Below are 17,265 nucleotides of genomic sequence, written 5' to 3'. Positions count from 1 at the left end.
GATCGTCGTGACGCCCGGGCGCCCAGGGGGCGCACGTCCGCTCCTGATCCGATGAGGCGCGTCGCGGCGTTGCCCGAGGAGGCCGGTACCCCCGGACTTTCCCGTGAGCAGCGCTATCGCGGGGCCCGCGTGGTGGCGTCGTTCGCGAGCGACGCCGGTGACTGCGCGTCCCTGCTCGACGCGCTCGGGCTCGAAGCCGCCGACGGTGTGGCCGGTGCGCGGCCCACGCCGTCCGGCCGGTCGCGCCCGCCCACCTCTCGCGGGACCGAGGCGAGTCCATGACCAGCGGAAACGGTCTGTGCCTGGTGCCGGACCACCGGGCGGAGTCGACCGTGGCGACGGTGACCGGCACCCTGACCCCGGCCAACTGCGGCGCGCTGCGCGACGGCGTGCTCAAGGTGGCCACGGACGCGCCGACGAGCGTCATCGCCGACATCCGGGGCCTCGACATCGGCGACGCCACCTTGCTGGCGGTGTTCGCCGTGATCGCGGTGCGGATCGACGCCTGGCCGGCTATCCCGTTCGCGGTGGTGACCGACCGCCCGGACCACGTGGCGCAGCTGGCGAGGCAGGCTGCGGACCGGTTCGTGCCGGTCCACGCCGACGTCCCGGCGGCCGAGCGGGCCCGCGAACGGCCACCCCGCCGACGGGCCCTGCAGCTGCTGGCCGCGTCGCCCGAGGCCTCCGCGGTCGCGCGGGCGTTCGTCGGCCGGGTCTGCGAGCAGTGGCAGGTGCCGGAGTACGCCGACGACGTCCGCCTGGTCGCGACCGAGCTGGTGGAAAACACGATCCGGCACACCACGTCGAACCCCCGGCTGCGGCTGGAGCTGCGCCGGGACACCTTCATCATCTCGGTGGCCGACGACGACCCGCACGAGGCCGTGCTGCTCGAGCGCCCCAGCGAGCACGGTCTCGGCCTGCGGCTGGTCGCCCGGACCACCCACGCCTGGGGGTGCAGCCGCTCCTGGGGCGGCGGCAAGGTCGTCTGGGCCGTGGTGCCGCGCCGGGCCAGGTACCGCCATGGCACCGGGTAACGCCGGTATCACCCTGGCCTTCTCACCCCGGCTTTCGAGCGCCGTGGTGACCGCCACCGGGGAGCTCGACCTCTCCGGGTACGGCTTCCTGCGTGACGGCCTGCTGAAGGTGTCCGCCGACGGACCACCCTCGCTGATCGCCGACATCGACGGGCTGGTCATCGGCGAACTGTCCCCCGTCGGGGTGTTCCCGCTGGTGGGCCGCCGGATGGCGAACTGGCCCGGCATCCCGCTGACCCTGGTCACGCGCCAGCGGACCCACCTGCGGGCCTTCCGCCGCCGGGGGCTCGATCGGTTCGTCACGGTCCACGACGACGTCGAGGTCGCGGAAACCCACCAGCGGATCCCCGCTCGCCGGTGGGCCCACCGGAAGTTCCCCCGCACGGGGGAGGCGACGAAGCTGGCCGGCGCGTTCCTCCGCGACCGGACGACGAACTGGGGTGTGCCGGAGCTGTTCTACGACGCGATCCTGATCGTGAACGAGCTCTTCGGCAACGCGCTCCGGCACACCACGTCCTCGCCCGAGCTGCGCCTCGACCTCCGCCAGGGCTTGCTCTCCATCGCCGTCGCCGACGAGAACCCCCGCCCCGCCGTCCTCCTCGAACGAACTCATCCGCGTGCCCCCGGGATCGGCTTGCACATCGTCGCGGACGCCGCGACGACCTGGGGGAGCAGCCGCCGGTGGTCGGGCGGCAAGGTCGTCTGGGCGACGCTCGCCTCCTCTCCGCGGGGGAGCTGACGCTCCTGCGCACCGCCGTCGGCAGCCGCGTGCGTCAGAATGGCAGCCGTGACTCGTCGCGGTCCCGATCCTGAAGAGCCTCCGGCAGGCCTGCGCGAAAGACTGGTCGTGTCGACGAGCACGCTCGAGGGAGCGCTGGTGGTGGCGGCCGTGGGGACGGTGGACCTCCGCACCGCCTCGTGCCTGTCCGATGCCGTCGTCGATGCCGTGAACCGGCGGCCGGCCACGCTGGTCGTCGACCTGACCGGCGTGGACTTCCTGGCCGCGGCGGGCCTGCACGTCCTGCTCGGCGCGCGGCGCGCCGCCGGGGAGCACACCCGGCTGCGGGTGGTCGCGAGCGGTGCGGCCCTGCGCACCATCACCCTCACCGCGTCGGACGAAGTGCTGGCCGTCTACCCGACCCTGGCCGACGCGACGGAGAGCTGACCGGGGCTCTGGGCCCGGGTGTCCGATGTGGACACAGCGGGACCCGGCTCAGCGCCACCGGGGCAGTGCCAGGCGGAAGATCTTCCGGACGACCGAGCCGAGCTGCCGCGACAGGGATCCGGTGTGGTAGGGCAGGTCGTGGCGCTCGCAGATCGCCCGCACCTCGGGGGCGATCCGCGAGTAGCGGTGGCTGGGCAGGTCCGGGAACAGGTGGTGCTCGATCTGGTGGCCGAGGTTCCCCGAAAGCACGTGGAACAGCGGGCTTCCGTCGATGTTCGCCGAGCCGAGCAGCTGGCGCACGTACCACTGCCCGCGGCTTTCGTCCTGGCTCTGTTCCTCGGTGAAAACTTCGGTCCCGTCCGGGAAGTGGCCGCAGAAGATGATCGCGAACGCCCAGAGGTTGCGGACGAGGTTGGCGGTGATGTTCGCGGTCAGCGTCAACGGGGCCAGCGGGCCGGTGAGCACCGGGTGGAGGACGTAGTCGCGGCCGGCCTGCCGGGCGGTCTTGCGCAGCATCGGCCCCAGTAGCGGCCGGACGTCGGCCCAGCCGCGCTTCCCCTGCACGATCCGGTCCATTTCCAGGTCGTGCAGCATGATGCCGTACTCGAAGAACACCGCCTGCGCGGCGGCGTAGAGCGGGTTGCCGAGGTAGTACGGGTGCCAGGGCTGGTCCTCGGTGATGCGGAGGATGCCGTAGCCGACGTCGCGGTCCTTGCCGAGGATGTTGGTGTAGGTGTGGTGCGTGAAGTTGTGCGAGCGGCGCCACTGCCCGCCCGGGCAGACCATGTCCCACTCGAAGGTCCGCGAATTCAGCGCGGGGTCCTTCATCCAGTCGTACTGCCCGTGCATGACGTTGTGGCCGATTTCCATGTTGTCGAGGATCTTCGACAACGCCAGCGCCGCCACCCCGCCCAGCCACGCGGGCGGGAACCACCCGGCGAACAACAGCACCCGGCCGCCGGCTTCGGACAGCCTTTGCACCGCGACGACGTTGTGGATGTAGTCGGCATCGGCCGCACCGAGATCGGCGGCCACGCGGCGGCGCAGGGCGTCCAGCTCCGCCCCGATCCGGTCGATCGCTCCCGGTTCCAGGTCGGTCGTCTTCGTGGCCATGAGGCACTTCTCCTCGGATCGGATGGCGTTCCGTTCTTCGACGCGGACGACCTGGCCGCGGCTACTTCTTCTCGATGGTGAGGTGGTGGCGCGGGGGACCGGCCGGCGACAGGTCGGGCGTCCGGTCGGCCGGGGAGAGCAGTTCGGCGTAACGGCCCAGCATGCGTTCGCCGGTCCGGCGGTAGAACTCCGGCAGGGTGGTGCTCCGGCCTTCGTGGAACGCCAGGAACGCCGGGTCCGTGCGCAGCATGTCCAGGATGCGGCGGAAGCTCGCGATGTCGGAGCGGAAACTCGCGGTGCGGGCCCGGTGGACGTAGCCGACGACGCGGTGCGAGGTGGTCCGCAGCCGCCGGCTCAGCATCGACGGCGACGCGGCGTGCGAATAGAGCTCGACGAGCTTTTCGTAATAGGTCACCGGGTCGTAGTTCTTGATGGTGGTCACCAGGTAGGGCGCGTAATAGAAGGTGAACGGCATGGTGGCGAGGATCCGCCCGGCCGCGGTGAGTTCCCCGTGCAGCGGGGTGCCGCCGAAGGGCACCGGGATGTTGATCGTCGGAAAGGCGAACGGGGCCAGGTCCATGAACCGCTTGGTCAGCTCGACCGGTTCGTCGCCCTCGTCGGAGTCGAGCCCGAACATGAAGTTCGCCTGCAGGTAGGGCACGTTTTCGGCCAGCTGGGCGAAGTGCGCGGCGACGCGCTCGACCTTCTCGGTGCCGCCGGTCCGGCCGACACCGGCTTTGTTGGAATAGCCGGTCCATGACTCGACGCCCGGCGCGACCATCGCGCAGTTCGTTTCCTTCAGCCGCCGCGGCCGGTCACCGCGGAGCACGGTGAGCGAGCTTTCGATGATGTACGGCGGTCGCCGCCCCGGCGGCAGGCTCTCCAGCGTCTCGAAGACGTCGTCGAACTTCACCGCGAAGTTCGGGTCGTGGAACACGATGAGCAGGTCCGGCAGGTGCTCGGCCAGGTACCGCAGGTCGGCCCGGAGCCGGTCGGCCGGGAGCGGCCGGTAGGTGCTGCTCCAGTCGATGCAGAAGTCGCACCGGTACGGGCAGCCCATGCTCGCGAGCATCGGAACCGCCGACAGCAGCAGCGGCTTGCGTCCCCAGAAGAACGCGGAGGCGCGGATTTCCGGCATCCGCTCCTCCACCGTCGGCACGTCGTCGAACGGCCGGGCCGCCGAGATCACCGTGCCCGGGTCGAACTGCCCGGACAGGATGTCGGCGACCAGCTCCGGATCGCATTCGCCGACCACCAGGTCGAAGAAACGCAGGCAGTCCACCGGGAACGCCTTGGCGTGCGGGCCGCCGATCACCGTGCGGATCCCGGCCCGGCGGTAGATCTTCGCGAGCGCGTAGGCGAGGTGGCTGACCTGCGTGTAGCAGGAGATGAACACCACGTCGAGGTCGGCGGGCAGCAAGCGGTGCGGCCGGCCGACGCCGTAGTAGGTGGCGTAGAAGGTCTCGTGCCCGCTGCGGCGGCACCACACCGAGATGGCCTGCGGGGTGATACTGGCGTACTGCTTGGTGATCAGCACCTGGTAGGCGAGGTCCACCGGTCTGCGGGCCGGCGGACCGAGGATGTCGAGGATTCCGATTCGCATCGCGCGGTCCTCTCGGAGGGCCGGCCGGGCGGCCGGTCACGACGATCAGCGAGGAGCTGATGGCGACGTCACCGGGGACTGGGGCGGACGCGGCGATCATCCGTGACTATACCCCCGGCGCACCGGCCGATCACCGTGCGCGAACGGGCCGGTGAGTACGATGGGTCGACGCGGCCGCGGGAGCGGCGCTGATCCGGACCCCGGTCGTGTCCGAGTTGGTGTGGCGATGACGAACACCGACCCGAAGGGGGCCGATGCGCGAATGCGAAGCTCGTGGGTCGTGCGCTCGCGATGCCTGAGATCGAAATCCTGCGCGCGAGCGTGCAGGCCGCGCTGGACCACGGCAGCGCCGGGACCGGGGTCGACGTCGTCGGCCGGGTGTGCCGGGCGTGCGTGCGCCTGCTGCCGGTGGACGGTGCGGCGGTCTCGATGATGGTCGACGCGGGGCACCGCGAGGTCGTCTACGCCAGCGACGCGGTGAGCACGGCGCTGGCGGAACTGCAGTTCTCCCTGGGTGAAGGGCCGTGTTTCGAGGCCTACGTCCTCGGTGGGCCGGTCCTGGTGCCCGATCTGGCCGCCGGGCCGCCTGCGGCGTGGCCGGTGTTCGCGGCCGAGGCCGCGGCGCAGCCGGTGGCCGCGCTGTTCACGTTCCCGGTGCAGATCGGGGCGGCCCGGGTGGCGACCCTCGACACCTACCGGTCGACGCCGGGCTCGCTGAGCCCGGACGAGCTGTCGACGGCGCTGCAGGTGGCCGACATCGCCGCGCTCGCCCTCTCGGGACTGCGCGCCGGAGGTGGTCTGTGGCTCGACGGGGACGGGCGGTGGATGGCGGGCGCGGGAATGCGGTTCCGGGAGGTCCACCAGGCCACCGGGATGCTGATCGCGCACCTGGACCTGTCCGCGTCCGCCGCGCTGGCGCGACTGCGGGCGTACGCGTTCGGGCACGGCCGTTCCCTGCTCGAGGTCGCGGGAGACATCGTGGCCGGTCGGCTGCGGTTGGACGAGGAGTTCGGTGAGGTACACCATGAAGGCAGCTGACGATGCGGGAGATGGTGGGCATGGCCGACCGTGAACGACAGGTGACTCGCGCGTTCGTCGCGCTGGCGGACACCCTGGTGGACGACTACGACGTCGCCGACCTGCTGCACACCCTCGTGGAGCAGTGCGTGGAGCTGCTCGACGTCGCCGCGGCCGGGTTGACGCTGGTCGACGAGCGGGGCGGCTTGCAGGTGCTCGCGTCCTCCACCGAGCAGGCGCGGTTGCTGGAGCTGTTCCAGCTCGACATCGACGAAGGGCCGTGCATCGAGTGCTTCACCACCAGCACCCCGGTGCTGGTGGCCGACATCGCGGCGGCGGCGGGGCGGTGGCCGCGGTTCGCGGCCGAGGCGGCCAAGGACGGGTTCGCCTCGGTGCACGCCCTGCCCCTGCGGCTGCGCAAGCAGACCATCGGAGCCCTGAACCTGTTCGGGTACGCGGTGGGCGAGCTCAACGCCGACGACGTCGCGCTGGCGCAGGGCCTGGCCGACACCGCGACGATCGGCATCCTCCACGAACGGGCCATCCGCCAGGGCGAAGTCCTCTCGGAACAACTGCAAACCGCGCTGACCAGCCGGGTGATCATCGAGCAGGCGAAGGGCGTCCTCGCCATCACCGGCCGGCTGAGCATGGACGCGGCCTTCACGACCCTGCGCGGCTACGCCCGCCGCAACAACCTCCGCCTCAGCGACGTGGCCCGCGCGCTGGCCGATCGCGAACTCGCGCCCGCGGTCGTGCTCGCCCCTTCGGCGCCGAGCCACTCGCCCTGATCCGTCCACAGTGGACCCGATGATCCGGCAGTGCCCGGATCACGTCGCCGGCGGGATGTTGTGGTTGAAGCGGAACACGTTCGCCGGGTCGTAGGTCTTCTTCACCGAGGCGAGCCGGTCGTGGAGTTCATCGCCGTAGGCGGCACGCACCCCCTCCGGACTGGCGTCGCGCTCCACCAGGAACGTGGGCGCGCGCCGGTCGAGCGTCCACGGCGCCAGGGCTTCCAGCAGGCGTGAGAAGTACGCCTCCATCCGCGCCATGTCCGCCGGCCCGCCGATGCCCAGCGCGTACACCGTGAACGGCACACCGCGGCTCGGCACGGCGTTCGGCGTGACCGGCTCGCGGTCGAAGGCGCCGCCGAGCGAGCGGATCTCCACCCCCAGGAGGGGACAGTCCGCACCGGGACCGGTCAGCCGGACCAAAGTGCCGACCGTCTCGGCGGTCAGTTCGCCCAGCGAGACGCCACCGGAGAAGTGCGGGACCGGGTCGGTCGGGTCCAGGTGGATCTCCGCCATCGCGCTGAACGGCTTGTCGCCGATGAGGTCGAGGACGACCGGGGCCGCGGCGCGCATCGGCGCCAGCAGTGCCTCCGCCTCCTGCGGCGTGCCGAGGTGCGCGAACCGCAGGTGGACCACGAAGGCACCGCGCAAGGGCGCCGGCAGTTCGGGCAGCGGGGGCAGCCGCTGGATCATCACCGAGGTGGTGGCCTGCTCCGGCAGCGTGGGTGCCCACTCCTGCCACGTGCGCAGTACCGCGGACAGGTCTTCGCCGGGGAAGTACAGACCGCCGCCGTAGAACCGGGTGTACGGGAAGACGTCGAACTCCACGGCCGTCACGACCCCGAAGTTGCCGATGCCGCCGCGCAGCGCCCAGAACAGGCCGGGTTCCGACTCGGCCGACGCCACCCGGAACGCGCCGTCGGCGGTGACGATCTCGATGCGCCGCACGTGGTCGGCCGCGTAGCCGTGCGACCGGCCCAGCACCGGGCTCAGGCCGCCGCCGAGCGTGTAGCCCACGACGCCGACCACGGGCGACGACCCGGCGACCGGCGCGAGCCCCGCCTTGGTCGTCTCGTCCAGCACGTGCTGCCAGCGGGCGCCACCCCCGGCCCGCACCGTCCGGCGCTCGACGTCGACGGTCACCTCGCCGAGCCGGGTCGTGGTGATGAGCAGGGCACCCTCGGCGGGGTTCACCACCTGGTGCGCGGTGGCCTTGACCGCGATCGGCAGGGAGCTCTCGCGCGCGAAATCCACGGCGTGGCGCACGTCGTCCACGGTCTCCGCCGCGACGACGACCGCGGGCGTCAGCGGGTGGATCGGGTTGAAGCTCGCGCATTCCTCCGCGTAACCGGCATCGCCCGGGACGAACACCCGGCCCTGGACGGCTTCGGCGAGCCCGGCGGTGTTCGGCTGTGTCATCGGTTCTCCCGTTCGTGGCCTTTCCACAATGGACGAGCGCGGACCGTAACCGTCGCGAATAGACGATCGGTCGACGTTTCGCAGACGTGCTGCGGGTGACGTACGGGGACTGCGTCGGATGACGCTCGCGGGGGCAGCCCCGGCAGGCCTACCGTCCGGGCATGCACCACCGGGCAGCCGTGACCGGACCGCGGCACGAGGTCTCCACCCCGTGCCGGTTCACCGTTCTCGGGCCGCCGGGCCTCCGCTGCGGTGACACCTCGCTGGATCTCGGGGCGCCACAGCAGCAGGCGGTCCTGATGCTGCTGGTGTCACGCAGTGGCAGTTTCGTCCGGATCGGCGAGCTGCTCGACGGCCTGTGGGGCGATCGCGCCCCGGCCACCGGCGAAGCAGTCATCCGCACCTACATCTCACGGCTCCGGCGCCTGCTCGCCGAGCACGGCCTCGGCTCGGCGATCCGCTCGCGGTCCGGGGGCTACCTGCTCGACCCGGCGTTGTTCGCGCTCGACGCGAGCGAGTTCACGCGGCTGGTCGAGACCGCGCGGCAGGAGCGTGCGGCCGGTGACGTACCGGCCGCGGCCCGGCACCTGCGCGAGGCCCTCGGGCTGTGGACGGGCACCGCGCTGGCCGGCGTCCCGGGGGAGGCGGCCGAGCGGGAACGTTCCCGCCTGGAACGGCTGAAGCTGATCGCCACCCAGGAGCTGCTGCGCCTGCGCCTGGAGCTGGGCGAGCACGCCGGGGTCGCCGCCGAGGTGCCGCTGCTCATCCAGCTGAACCGGCTGGAGGAGCCGCTGTACGAGATCCACCTCCTCGCCCTCTACCGGAGCGGACGGCGGGCCGAGGCGCTGGAGGTCTACCGGATGGTCCACGACCTGCTCGGCAAGGAGCTGGGCGTCAGCCCGGGGGCGCGGCTGCGTGCCGTGCACGAGAAGATCCTGCGGGCCGACGGCGATCCCGAGGACGAGTTCGCGCCCGCTCCGCGGCCGCGGGTGCCGGCCGCCGGCGCCGCGCTGGACCGCGCCGTCGACACCCGGTTCGTCGGCCGGGACGCCGAGCGCGCCGCCTTCGCGGCCCTCCTCCGGCGCAAGCGCGGCGAAGGGCTCGACGTGATCTTCGTGTGCGGTCACGCGGGCATCGGCAAGTCGACCTTGCTGCGCCGGTACGCCGACGACGCCGCGGCGGCCGGGCGGACGGTGTGGCACCTGCACGATCTCACCACCGCGGAACTGCGGACCCGGCTGGCCCGGCTCGCCGGCGGGCTCACGGGAACGGCCGCGGGGCCGGTCGTGCTCGTCGACTCCTTCGAACGGCACGGCGAACTCGAGCCGTGGCTGCGCACCGCGTACCTCCGCACGCTGCCCGCCGACTCGATCGTCGTCCTGGCGAGCCGGACCGGCCCCGGCGTCGCCTGGATCACCGACCCGGCGTGGTCCGGCGCGATCGTGGCGCGGCAGCTGGAGGCCCTCGGGCCCGCGGAGTCGGCGGCCCTGCTCGAAGCGCGGGGCACCGACCCCGGGTTCGTCCCGTCCATTGTGGACTTCGCGGCGGGCAACCCGCTCGTGCTGTCGCTGGCCGCCGAGGTGGGCCGGAGCATGTCGGCGACGGGCCGGCCCCCGCGGCGGGAAGCCGTGCGGTTCGTGGTCGACACCGCGCTGGACACCCTGCTCGACGACGTCCCGACGCCGCGGCACCGGATGGCGCTGCACGTGTGCGCGCACGCCCGCCACACCACGGAAGACCTCCTGCGCGCGGCGATCCCCGAGGGCGACGCCGCGGAACTGTTCGACTGGCTGCGGAAACAGCCCTGCACCGAGACGCCCGGTCGTGGCCTGGACGTCAACGGGGTGCTGCGGGCGGCGCTGGAGGCCCACCTGCGATGGCGTGACCCGGCCGGCTACGAGCGGATGCACCGGCGGATCCGGGACTACGTGCTGAACACGCTGCTGCGCGACGCCACGGAACCCGGGGCGAGCGTGGCCGTCATGCGGACCATCAGCCACCTGCGGCGCGGAGGCGGCGTAGCCGGGCACTACGTGTCGGCGACCGGCGGCGCGCGCGTGCGCACCGCCCGGGTCACCCCGGCCGACCACGACGAGCTCGCCGGCCTGGCCCGCGAGACCCACGGCGAGTTCACCGCGTCGTCGGTCCGGTTCTGGCTGCACCGCCGTCCCGAGGCGTTCTACGTCCTGCGCTGCGCCGACACCAACCGGTTGCGCGCCTTCATGAGCTGGCTGACGGTGCGCGAACCGGAACCGGAGGAGCTGGACACCGACCCCGTGCTGGCCGACATCTGGGCCGACCTCGGCCGGGATTTACCGCCCGGCAGGCACTTCGCCGTCGCACGGCACCTGATCTGCCCCGACTTCGAGGCCAAGCCGAACCCGATCACCGACGTGTTCCTGGCCCGGATGATGCGCGGCTGGCTGCACGAACCGGGCTTGGCGGCCTCTTACCTGGTGCTCGCGAACGGGCCGCTGTGGGCGCCGCTGCTGGAGTACTTGGACCACCACGAGCTGCGCGCCCCGGGGGCGGACCACCCGTACGCGATCTTCGGCCACGACTGGATCGCCGAGCCCCCGGCCCGCTGGCAGGACCACCACCTGGAGAACGAGCTGTGGGCCCCGCGGCGGCCGGAACTGTTCCTCCGCGAGTAGCGGAAACGCCGGCATCGCCGTCGCGCGTTGCCGTCAGGAACGAAGGGAGCGCAGCCCGGCGCGGATTTCTCCGACCAGGATCCCAGGCTGTTCCAAGGCGGCGAAGTGCCCGCCCCGGTCGGCCTCGCCGTAGTGGATCAGGTTGCGGTAGGTGTCCTCGATCCAGTTTCGCGGCAGGCGCGGGATGTCGCCCGGGAAGACGGTCACCGCGACCGGAAGCGTCAGCTTCGGCCCGGCGAACGTGAGCGACTTGTTCTCCCAATAGATGCGGCCCGACGACGCCGCGCTGTTGGTGAACCAGTAAAGGGAGATCGCGTCGAGCATGTCGTCGACGCCGAGGACGTCCTCGGCGAGCCCGTGGTTGTCGGTCTTGGACTGGAACTTCTCGTAGATCCAGGCCGCCTGACCGGCGGGGGAGTCCGCCAGCGCGAAGCCGACCGTCTCCGGTTTCGTGCCCTGAAGGTGGTTCGAACCACCGAGGTCGCCGGTGTAGCGGGCGAGGGTCTCCACGGCGTAGCGCTCTTCGGGCGACAAGGTGGCGGGTATCTGCGCGGGAAAGGCGTACTGGGTGTTCAGGTGAATCCCGAGAAGCCCCTCAGGCCGCATCGCCCCCAGGGCGGTGGTGACGACGGCGCCCCAATCGCCGCCCTGTGCGGCCCATTTCCGGTAGCCGAGACGCCTCATCAGCTCCGCCCAAGCGTTTGCGATGCGCGACACCGTCCACCCGGTTTCCGTGGGCTTCCCGGAGAACCCGAACCCGGGGAGCGACGGGATGACGACATCGAAGGAATCAGCGGCGTCCCCACCGAACGAAACGGGATCGGTCAGCGGGCCGATCAGCTTCAGGAATTCGACGATCGAGCCCGGCCAGCCGTGCGTGAGGAGCAGCGGCAGCGCGCCGGGATTCCCGGACCGGACGTGGATGAAGTGGATGTCCAGCCCGTCGATCTCGGTCAGGAACTGCGGGAAGCGGTTGAGCTCGGACTCGAAGCGCCGCCAGTCGTAACGGCGCTCCCAGTGCTCGACCAGGGATCGGGCGTTCGCCAGGCGAACCCCTTGCGACCAGTCGTCCACCGTTTCCGGATCCGGCCACCGGGTTCCGGCCAGCCGCCGCTTCAGGTCGTCGAGCTCCGCATCCGGGATCGAGACGGTGAACGGGCGGACGAGGGTCGAGGCCGGCGGCGTCAGTGCGGTCATCGTGTTCTTCTCCTGGGCTCCGAAGCGCGGCACAACTTTTCGTTGCACACTGGTGTGCAACGTACTTCATTGCACACCAGTGTGCAATGATGGTGCTCGTGCCCGCCGAGTCCGCCCGTGCCCGCTCGATGAACGAGACGCGCGACCGCATCGTCGACGTCGCCCTCGACGTCCTGGGGGAGAACCCCGACGCCGGAATGGGCGAGATCGCCGCCGCTGCCGGCGTCGTCCGCCGCACCGTCTACGGCCACTTCCCCTCGCGCCTCGACCTGATCCGGACCCTCACGGAACGGGCCGTCGCCGAGATGACCGCCGTGCTCACCGAGGCCGGCGCCTCCGCCGCGGAAGCGGACGCGACGTGGGTCGAATTCATCGCCCGCCTCTGGCCGGTGGCGCACCGCTACCGGGTGCTGCTGGCACTGCGCCGCGGCGAGTACGGCGAGGCGATCCACAGCCTGTTCGGCCCGGTCGACGAACTCCTCGCCGACCTCGTGGAACGGGGCCAGGCGAGCGACGTGTTCGCCCGCTACCTGCCGGCGGGCGTGCTGAGCCAGCTGGCCTACGGCGTCGTGTTCGCCATCGCGGACAGCGACCGCTCGGGCGTGCCCCTCGGTGTCCGGGCGGCGACGATCACGAGCCTGCTGATGCTGGGAGTTCCCGAGTCCCGTGCGATCACTCTCGTGGACGACCGGCCCTGATCCGCCCGCGGTCATCGCTACCGTCGCACCATGCAGAAAAAGGACAGCAGGTCTCACCCCGGCAGCGTCACCCTCCGCCCGGCCGACACCGGCACCCGCCCGGTGGTCGAACGGCTGGCCCAGCTGGAACGCCACGAACTGTCGCAGTTCACGGGAGACCTGCCAGGACCGGACGGACAGTTCGACTTCCCGCGGCTGTCACGGTTCTTCACCGAAGCCGGCCACCACGCCGACCTGATCCTCTCCGGCGAACAGCTCGCGGGCTTCTGCTTGACCCGCCCCTTCGATGGTGGGAGCAACTTCATCCACGCCTTCTTCATCGTCCGCGCCCTGCGCCAGCAAGGCGTCGGAAGAGCGGCGGCCACCGGCCTGCTGCGCTCACGCCGCGGGCGGTGGGCGATCGCGTTCGTGGAGGAGAACGAACCGGCGGCCCGCTTCTGGAGGCAGGTGGCGACCGACGTCGTCGGCGACACCTGGACGTCGGAACTCCGCCGGGCGCCCAACACCGGCCGCGCTTTCAGGTTCCTCCACGTCGACGTCGACCGGCATGAGAGTGCGTTGACGCACCAGGACACGCCTTGCGTGTCTGACCAGTGTCAAACGGCCGATGCCCGGTAGAGGTCGGACTCCTCGCCGGCGATGACGTGCGCGAGATATCCGGTTTCGTCCTCGTGCTCGGGCACGGCGGACACGACGAACTCTTGTGGCAACGAGGCGTCGATCCGCTGGAACCGCACCCCGGTGGTCACCGCGGAGACCATCCGCTGCCGCGGGTGCGCGTGGAAGCCGAGGGCGAATCCCCGGTTGCGTCCGTCGGGCCCCTGCGGGCTCTGCCCGTGGGGCACCGGCCCGAGATGGCGTTCGTGCGGCATGTGCGGTCGTTCGGGAGCGTAGCGGGGTAGGCGCCTCAAGTGTGACAAGCTTGCACCGCAGGCCCTTGCCGCCTGCAGGCAAGCGGCGTCGGGGCCCGGGTTGGGACCGATCGACAGCGAGGCAGGCGATGAGCGAAGGCGAATCGGCGAGGCGGAACGGAAAGTACTCCGTCGGCACTTTTCTTCTGTTTCTCGTCATCTCGTTCGCCGGTGTCACCTTCATCCACCAGGAGGCACTCCGGACGTGGTGGCCTCTCGTGGCCGGTGCGCTGGCCGCCATCGTCGGGTTCGGGTGCCGGTGGCTCCTCGGCGGTCGGAGCGACGGCTGAGCACGGCACGCGCCCTGGAACAGTCCAGGCCGGCCCTGCTGCCGGTCGGAGGCGGTGATCGCGGACGAGGCGTATTTCGCATCCCTCGACCCGCCGGGCGAGGCGGATCGCCTTCGTCCGCTCGGAACGCGATGGTCGGATCGCCCGCCCCACGGCCTGCGATCGGCCGGGGAATCGCTCGGCGGCTACGCACCTGCCTCGAGCACTGCGAGGTCGCGCACCGCGTAACGGTGGTGCTCGGCTTCTTCCTTCAGCACGACCTTGAGGCAGCGGCGTACGACGTACTCCTCGTCGGGATACGGGTCGGCCGGCTTGCGACCGCACACCCGGTCGAGCTCGGCCGCGGTGAGCCCGTCGACGACCCGTCGCATCGCGGCCATGCGGGCGAGCCGCGGCGCGAGTACCTCGTCGAGTGTCGGGGTGGCGTCGAGGGTCAGCCCGAGCTTCGCTGCCTCCTCGGGCGGCATCCCGCCGTGGGGGAGGCCCCACGGGTGATAGGGCGTCTCCTCCTCGAGCACGGCGTTGCCGAGCCAGGCATCGCAGGCGAGCAGCAGATGCCGTTGTGTCTCGACGAAGGACCACTCACCGTCGACCCTCTCGTGGAGTTTCGCGTCGGGTAGCAGCCTCGCCCGGTCGAGCGTCGCGCTCCACAGGCTCTCGATGGCGTCCCAAGCAGCCCGGTAGTCGTCGGGGGATGCCGCGTTCCGTGCCAGTGCCCGTGCGGGGTGCCGGCGGTCGAGTTCGGCTTCGACGTAGGCGGTTACGTCGACGTCGTTGACGACGAGGCGCTCGAAGTAGCCACCGATATAGACGTCGCTGCCGTAGCAGTCGACGATCTTCAGGCCGGTCACTTCGCAATCGCGGACCTCGAGGCCGGCGAGGTCGCACAGGTGGATGCGAGCATCGCGGAACTGGTCGCTTCGGGCGTATTCGGAAACCATCGAAGCAGTCTCGCTCACCGTCCTGTCCTCGCCACGTCCGCACCGGACGTCGGCTGCGTCCCCTCGTCAGGGGGCGGATCAGCGATCGTGATGCCCGTGAGGGGGCTGGGTCGCGGGAAGGGCCGAGCGCATTGGTCGCGCGAGTGCCTGCCCGACGGTGGCGGACAGCCCCAGCGACGGCAGTGACTGCAGTTCCGCCTCGAGGGCGAGATCGACTTCGACGCACCCGCAATCCAAGTACTCCTCCGCGGCGAAGCACCGGTTGGCCAGGTCCGACTCGAAATCCGGGGGTGCGATCCGGGCCAGGAGGCGAGTCATCGGCGCGGTGACCGCCGCCGGCCGGGGACCAGGACTTCATACCGGTCGTAAACGGCGGTCACCACGGTTCGGTGTCCCACCCGTTCACTCGAGAGCTCAGGCCGGCCAGCTCGGCGATCTCGGGATCGTCGTTGCCTTCCAGCAACAGGCTGACCGCGACAACATCGCGCGTCCGCGGGACGACCGGTCAACGGTAGGAGAGGACGCCGGCGAGGATACTGGCCGGGTGCCGAGCAACGGACGAAGGAAGCGGGCAGCCAAGCGCAGTGCCGCGGTCGAAGGTGTGGCTGCCTACCTTGCCGACGAAGACGCGGATGTCCACAACATCACCGAGGCCGCCGTCCGGGAGGACGCGATGACGGCAGCGTTGAACCTGACGGCGTTGGCGGCAGCGGCTGTCACGGCCCTTGCCGAAGCAACGGGCCGTACACCGTTCGAGGCTTTGCGCTCGATCGACGGCGGAGAATGTTGACGAGGTGTCACTTTGGCCAACGTCTACCGGTGGCGTTCGTTGAACGCCCACAGAGTCCGGTTCCCGCAGCAATCCGCTCGCAGCCACAGCGGTTGCCCACCAAACCACGGCACCACCTCAGCGCGGTCCTGGCATGCCGGACACACCACCTGGATCGGGTTGTCCGCCGTGGCACACAGCGACCTCATCGACGTGGACCTGGTCGCGCCTCGGTACACCGGTGCTGAAGGCGTGTGGAGCGACGACCCGCTCACGTGGGTCGCTTACGCCTCCCACGAAGGAACCGTCGCCTTCGGTGGCCGGCTCGCCGCTGCCCTGCCCACCCTCTGGCCCGACCTGGACCGATGGCGCTGGTCTCCCTGAAGGCCGTCTCCCGCCTCGGAGTGCACCGACCGCTCGTCGGCGTGAGCGGACATCGTTTGCCCTGCGCTGATCAACCCGTGGACGGAAGCCAGCCGCCTGTCTCGCGGTGGCGGCCAAGCCCAACCGCGTCGAACTCGTCGAAGTGCTCACCCTTGGCCACACCAAGCCGCCGCAACGCCCGGGAAATGGGGCTGCCCCCGGCCGGTGTCGGCTCTCCTTCGGCCAAGTGCAGGAGACCGAGCACCACCCGACCGCCGTCCCACACCTGCGCGGACTGGGTTCCCCTCCCACCGAAGTAATCAGCCTCGACGTAGGTGACCGGACCGCCTACCGAACAAGCGGCCAAGGCGTCGCCGAACCCGGCCGGCGCCTTCCAGAACCCATCGAGCCCGGCCGCTCCGGCGACGGTGACCGCGTCGAACAACGCGTCGGTCATCGGGAGCAAGCAGAGGTGCCCGGCGAGCGGAACGATGCACGCTTCTTCCACCGTTCCCGCCAGGCTCCGGAGCACAGGCCGGGTGGCGATGACCCCCTGCAGTTGATAACCCACGGCCTCATTATCACCCCGCAGCACCAGGTCTCGGGATCGCCACCAGGGAACGGAGGCGTGACCGCTTCGTGTCCGAAATGTTCACCCGCCCTCTCGCGCGCTGGATATAGTCGCCGGTCAGGGCCTCGCGCTGCCAGGCTCATCCTTGGGGGGAAGGAACCGATGAGCGCGTTCGTCTCCGCGGCTTTGGCATTCCCTGCCGTGCTCTTCAGCTTCCTGCTGGTCGTCGTGATCGGCTACTGGGTGCTGGCCCTGCTCGGCGTCCTCGACGTTGAAGACGGTGACATCGGGTTCTTCGGCGGCGTCCCGCTGTCCATCTCGCTGTCGCTGCTCGTCGCCTTCAGCTGGTTCCTCAGCCTCGTCGGCACGGTCCTCATCGAAGGCGCGCCCCTGCGAGTCTTGCTCGGCTTCGGCGTCCTGATTGGAGCGCTCGTGCTCGGGGCGCTCGGCACCCGGCTGGTCATCGTGCCGTTGCGCCGCGTGTTCGCCGGGGCCGAACCGACGCGGCAGGACTTCGTCGGCCGGGTCGCCGTCGTGCGGACGTCGAGTGTCACCGAGGACTTCGGGCAGGCCGAAGCCGCCGCGGCCGACGGCTCGTCCGCAATCATCCAAATCCGGCTGGCGGGCGAAGGCAACCTCGGCGTGGGCAGCCGCGTTGTCATCTACGACTACGACACCGCGGGTGAGTTCTTCTGGGTCAGCCCCGTGGAACTCGAAGCAGAAAAGGACTGA

General features: G+C 70.8%; 20 protein-coding genes. 13 read left to right on the top strand and 7 right to left on the bottom strand.

Annotated elements, in window-relative coordinates; all coding sequences use genetic code 11:
* Positions 1-51 precede the first annotated feature (51 nt).
* From H4696_RS26295 to H4696_RS26280, 4 genes are all read left to right on the top strand, one after another.
* Positions 52-282 (top strand): hypothetical protein, encoded by a 231-nt coding sequence (locus tag H4696_RS26295; protein WP_086855811.1) that lies wholly within the window; start codon positions 52-54, stop codon positions 280-282.
* Positions 279-1,034 (top strand): ATP-binding protein, encoded by a 756-nt coding sequence (locus tag H4696_RS26290; protein ID WP_086855812.1) that lies wholly within the window; start codon positions 279-281, stop codon positions 1,032-1,034. The genes H4696_RS26295 and H4696_RS26290 overlap by 4 nt, the downstream gene beginning before the upstream one ends.
* Positions 1,021-1,773, top strand: a complete 753-nt coding sequence (locus H4696_RS26285; protein ID WP_086855813.1) for an ATP-binding protein — start codon at positions 1,021-1,023, stop codon at positions 1,771-1,773. Before H4696_RS26290 ends, H4696_RS26285 begins: the two co-directional genes overlap by 14 nt.
* A 108-nt stretch (positions 1,774-1,881) precedes the next feature.
* On the top strand, positions 1,882-2,199 hold the full coding sequence (locus H4696_RS26280) for an STAS domain-containing protein (protein ID WP_158104255.1): 318 nt from the start codon (positions 1,882-1,884) through the stop codon (positions 2,197-2,199).
* Positions 2,200-2,247: 48 nt separating this feature from the next.
* Here the strand turns inward: H4696_RS26280 and H4696_RS26275 are convergent, their stop codons facing one another.
* Positions 2,248-3,312, bottom strand: coding sequence for a fatty acid desaturase family protein (locus tag H4696_RS26275; RefSeq protein ID WP_086855815.1), 1,065 nt, complete (start codon positions 3,310-3,312; stop codon positions 2,248-2,250).
* Between the two features lie 61 nt (positions 3,313-3,373).
* Positions 3,374-4,915, bottom strand: coding sequence for a B12-binding domain-containing radical SAM protein (locus H4696_RS26270; protein ID WP_086855816.1), 1,542 nt, complete (start codon positions 4,913-4,915; stop codon positions 3,374-3,376).
* 291 nt (positions 4,916-5,206) lie between these two features.
* Here H4696_RS26270 and H4696_RS26265 point away from each other — a divergent pair, with 291 nt between their 5' ends.
* Positions 5,207-5,953 (top strand): GAF domain-containing protein, encoded by a 747-nt coding sequence (locus H4696_RS26265; protein WP_086855817.1) that lies wholly within the window; start codon positions 5,207-5,209, stop codon positions 5,951-5,953.
* Positions 5,954-5,973: 20 nt separating this feature from the next.
* Positions 5,974-6,720 carry a GAF and ANTAR domain-containing protein gene (locus tag H4696_RS26260; RefSeq protein WP_086855823.1) on the top strand — a complete coding sequence of 249 codons (747 nt, stop codon included), beginning with the start codon at positions 5,974-5,976 and terminating at the stop codon, positions 6,718-6,720.
* Positions 6,721-6,759: 39 nt separating this feature from the next.
* On the opposite strand, the gene H4696_RS26255 is transcribed toward H4696_RS26260, so the two are convergent.
* On the bottom strand, positions 6,760-8,139 hold the full coding sequence (locus H4696_RS26255) for an FAD-binding protein (protein ID WP_086855818.1): 1,380 nt from the start codon (positions 8,137-8,139) through the stop codon (positions 6,760-6,762).
* Positions 8,140-8,300: 161 nt separating this feature from the next.
* On the opposite strand from H4696_RS26255, the gene H4696_RS50295 reads away from it, so the two are divergent.
* Complete coding sequence (locus H4696_RS50295) at positions 8,301-10,793, top strand: AfsR/SARP family transcriptional regulator (protein WP_225955811.1); 2,493 nt, start codon at positions 8,301-8,303, stop codon at positions 10,791-10,793.
* A gap of 33 nt (positions 10,794-10,826) precedes the next feature.
* Here H4696_RS50295 and H4696_RS26245 read toward each other — a convergent pair whose 3' ends face one another.
* Positions 10,827-11,990 (bottom strand): epoxide hydrolase family protein, encoded by a 1,164-nt coding sequence (locus H4696_RS26245; protein WP_192782549.1) that lies wholly within the window; start codon positions 11,988-11,990, stop codon positions 10,827-10,829.
* A gap of 89 nt (positions 11,991-12,079) precedes the next feature.
* On the opposite strand from H4696_RS26245, the gene H4696_RS26240 reads away from it, so the two are divergent.
* Both H4696_RS26240 and H4696_RS26235 read left to right on the top strand, forming a co-directional pair.
* Positions 12,080-12,688, top strand: coding sequence for a TetR/AcrR family transcriptional regulator (locus H4696_RS26240; RefSeq protein WP_225955810.1), 609 nt, complete (start codon positions 12,080-12,082; stop codon positions 12,686-12,688).
* Between the two features lie 30 nt (positions 12,689-12,718).
* The gene (locus tag H4696_RS26235) at positions 12,719-13,306 is read left to right on the top strand and encodes a GNAT family N-acetyltransferase (protein ID WP_086862690.1); all 588 of its coding nucleotides are present in this window, start codon (positions 12,719-12,721) and stop codon (positions 13,304-13,306) included.
* Here the strand turns inward: H4696_RS26235 and H4696_RS26230 are convergent.
* Positions 13,285-13,560 carry a hypothetical protein gene (locus tag H4696_RS26230; RefSeq protein WP_143265235.1) on the bottom strand — a complete coding sequence of 92 codons (276 nt, stop codon included), beginning with the start codon at positions 13,558-13,560 and terminating at the stop codon, positions 13,285-13,287. The two genes, H4696_RS26235 and H4696_RS26230, sit on opposite strands and share 22 nt — an antisense overlap.
* Before the next feature lie 128 nt (positions 13,561-13,688).
* On the opposite strand from H4696_RS26230, the gene H4696_RS26225 reads away from it, so the two are divergent.
* Positions 13,689-13,889: a hypothetical protein gene (locus tag H4696_RS26225; protein WP_086862692.1), complete on the top strand. Its 201-nt coding sequence runs from the start codon at positions 13,689-13,691 to the stop codon at positions 13,887-13,889.
* A 185-nt stretch (positions 13,890-14,074) separates the two neighbouring features.
* Here the strand turns inward: H4696_RS26225 and H4696_RS26220 are convergent, their stop codons facing one another.
* Positions 14,075-14,848 (bottom strand): DinB family protein, encoded by a 774-nt coding sequence (locus H4696_RS26220; RefSeq protein ID WP_338078702.1) that lies wholly within the window; start codon positions 14,846-14,848, stop codon positions 14,075-14,077.
* A gap of 526 nt (positions 14,849-15,374) precedes the next feature.
* On the opposite strand from H4696_RS26220, the gene H4696_RS26215 reads away from it, so the two are divergent.
* A complete protein-coding gene (locus H4696_RS26215; protein ID WP_086862695.1) occupies positions 15,375-15,620 on the top strand; it encodes a hypothetical protein in 246 nt (81 codons plus the stop codon).
* 168 nt (positions 15,621-15,788) lie between these two features.
* The gene (locus tag H4696_RS26210; protein WP_158104368.1) at positions 15,789-15,983 is read left to right on the top strand and encodes a hypothetical protein; all 195 of its coding nucleotides are present in this window, start codon (positions 15,789-15,791) and stop codon (positions 15,981-15,983) included.
* A gap of 70 nt (positions 15,984-16,053) precedes the next feature.
* Here the strand turns inward: H4696_RS26210 and H4696_RS26205 are convergent, their stop codons facing one another.
* A complete protein-coding gene (locus H4696_RS26205) occupies positions 16,054-16,533 on the bottom strand; it encodes a hypothetical protein (protein ID WP_086862696.1) in 480 nt (159 codons plus the stop codon).
* A 162-nt stretch (positions 16,534-16,695) separates the two neighbouring features.
* Here H4696_RS26205 and H4696_RS26200 point away from each other — a divergent pair, with 162 nt between their 5' ends.
* Positions 16,696-17,265 (top strand): hypothetical protein, encoded by a 570-nt coding sequence (locus H4696_RS26200; RefSeq protein WP_086862697.1) that lies wholly within the window; start codon positions 16,696-16,698, stop codon positions 17,263-17,265.

This window comes from Amycolatopsis lexingtonensis, assembly GCF_014873755.1.
GTDB classification, from domain to species: Bacteria; Actinomycetota; Actinomycetes; order Mycobacteriales; family Pseudonocardiaceae; genus Amycolatopsis; species Amycolatopsis lexingtonensis.
This window is presented reverse-complemented; position numbering and strand designations above follow the sequence as displayed.

Bases quoted from the DNA above. Each gene is read 5' to 3' on its own strand.
- H4696_RS26295 (WP_086855811.1), top strand. From the start codon at position 52: ATGAGGCGCGTCGCGGCGTTGCCCGAGGAGGCCGGTACCCCCGGACTT.
- H4696_RS26290 (WP_086855812.1), top strand. From the start codon at position 279: ATGACCAGCGGAAACGGTCTGTGCCTGGTGCCGGACCACCGGGCGGAG.
- H4696_RS26285 (WP_086855813.1), top strand. From the start codon at position 1,021: ATGGCACCGGGTAACGCCGGTATCACCCTGGCCTTCTCACCCCGGCTT.
- H4696_RS26275 (WP_086855815.1), bottom strand. From the start codon at position 3,312: ATGGCCACGAAGACGACCGACCTGGAACCGGGAGCGATCGACCGGATC.
- H4696_RS26270 (WP_086855816.1), bottom strand. From the start codon at position 4,915: ATGCGAATCGGAATCCTCGACATCCTCGGTCCGCCGGCCCGCAGACCG.
- H4696_RS26265 (WP_086855817.1), top strand. From the start codon at position 5,207: ATGCCTGAGATCGAAATCCTGCGCGCGAGCGTGCAGGCCGCGCTGGAC.
- H4696_RS26260 (WP_086855823.1), top strand. From the start codon at position 5,974: ATGGCCGACCGTGAACGACAGGTGACTCGCGCGTTCGTCGCGCTGGCG.
- H4696_RS26255 (WP_086855818.1), bottom strand. From the start codon at position 8,139: ATGACACAGCCGAACACCGCCGGGCTCGCCGAAGCCGTCCAGGGCCGG.
- H4696_RS50295 (WP_225955811.1), top strand. From the start codon at position 8,301: ATGCACCACCGGGCAGCCGTGACCGGACCGCGGCACGAGGTCTCCACC.
- H4696_RS26245 (WP_192782549.1), bottom strand. From the start codon at position 11,990: ATGACCGCACTGACGCCGCCGGCCTCGACCCTCGTCCGCCCGTTCACC.
- H4696_RS26240 (WP_225955810.1), top strand. From the start codon at position 12,080: ATGGTGCTCGTGCCCGCCGAGTCCGCCCGTGCCCGCTCGATGAACGAG.
- H4696_RS26235 (WP_086862690.1), top strand. From the start codon at position 12,719: ATGCAGAAAAAGGACAGCAGGTCTCACCCCGGCAGCGTCACCCTCCGC.
- H4696_RS26230 (WP_143265235.1), bottom strand. From the start codon at position 13,560: ATGCCGCACGAACGCCATCTCGGGCCGGTGCCCCACGGGCAGAGCCCG.
- H4696_RS26225 (WP_086862692.1), top strand. From the start codon at position 13,689: ATGAGCGAAGGCGAATCGGCGAGGCGGAACGGAAAGTACTCCGTCGGC.
- H4696_RS26200 (WP_086862697.1), top strand. From the start codon at position 16,696: ATGAGCGCGTTCGTCTCCGCGGCTTTGGCATTCCCTGCCGTGCTCTTC.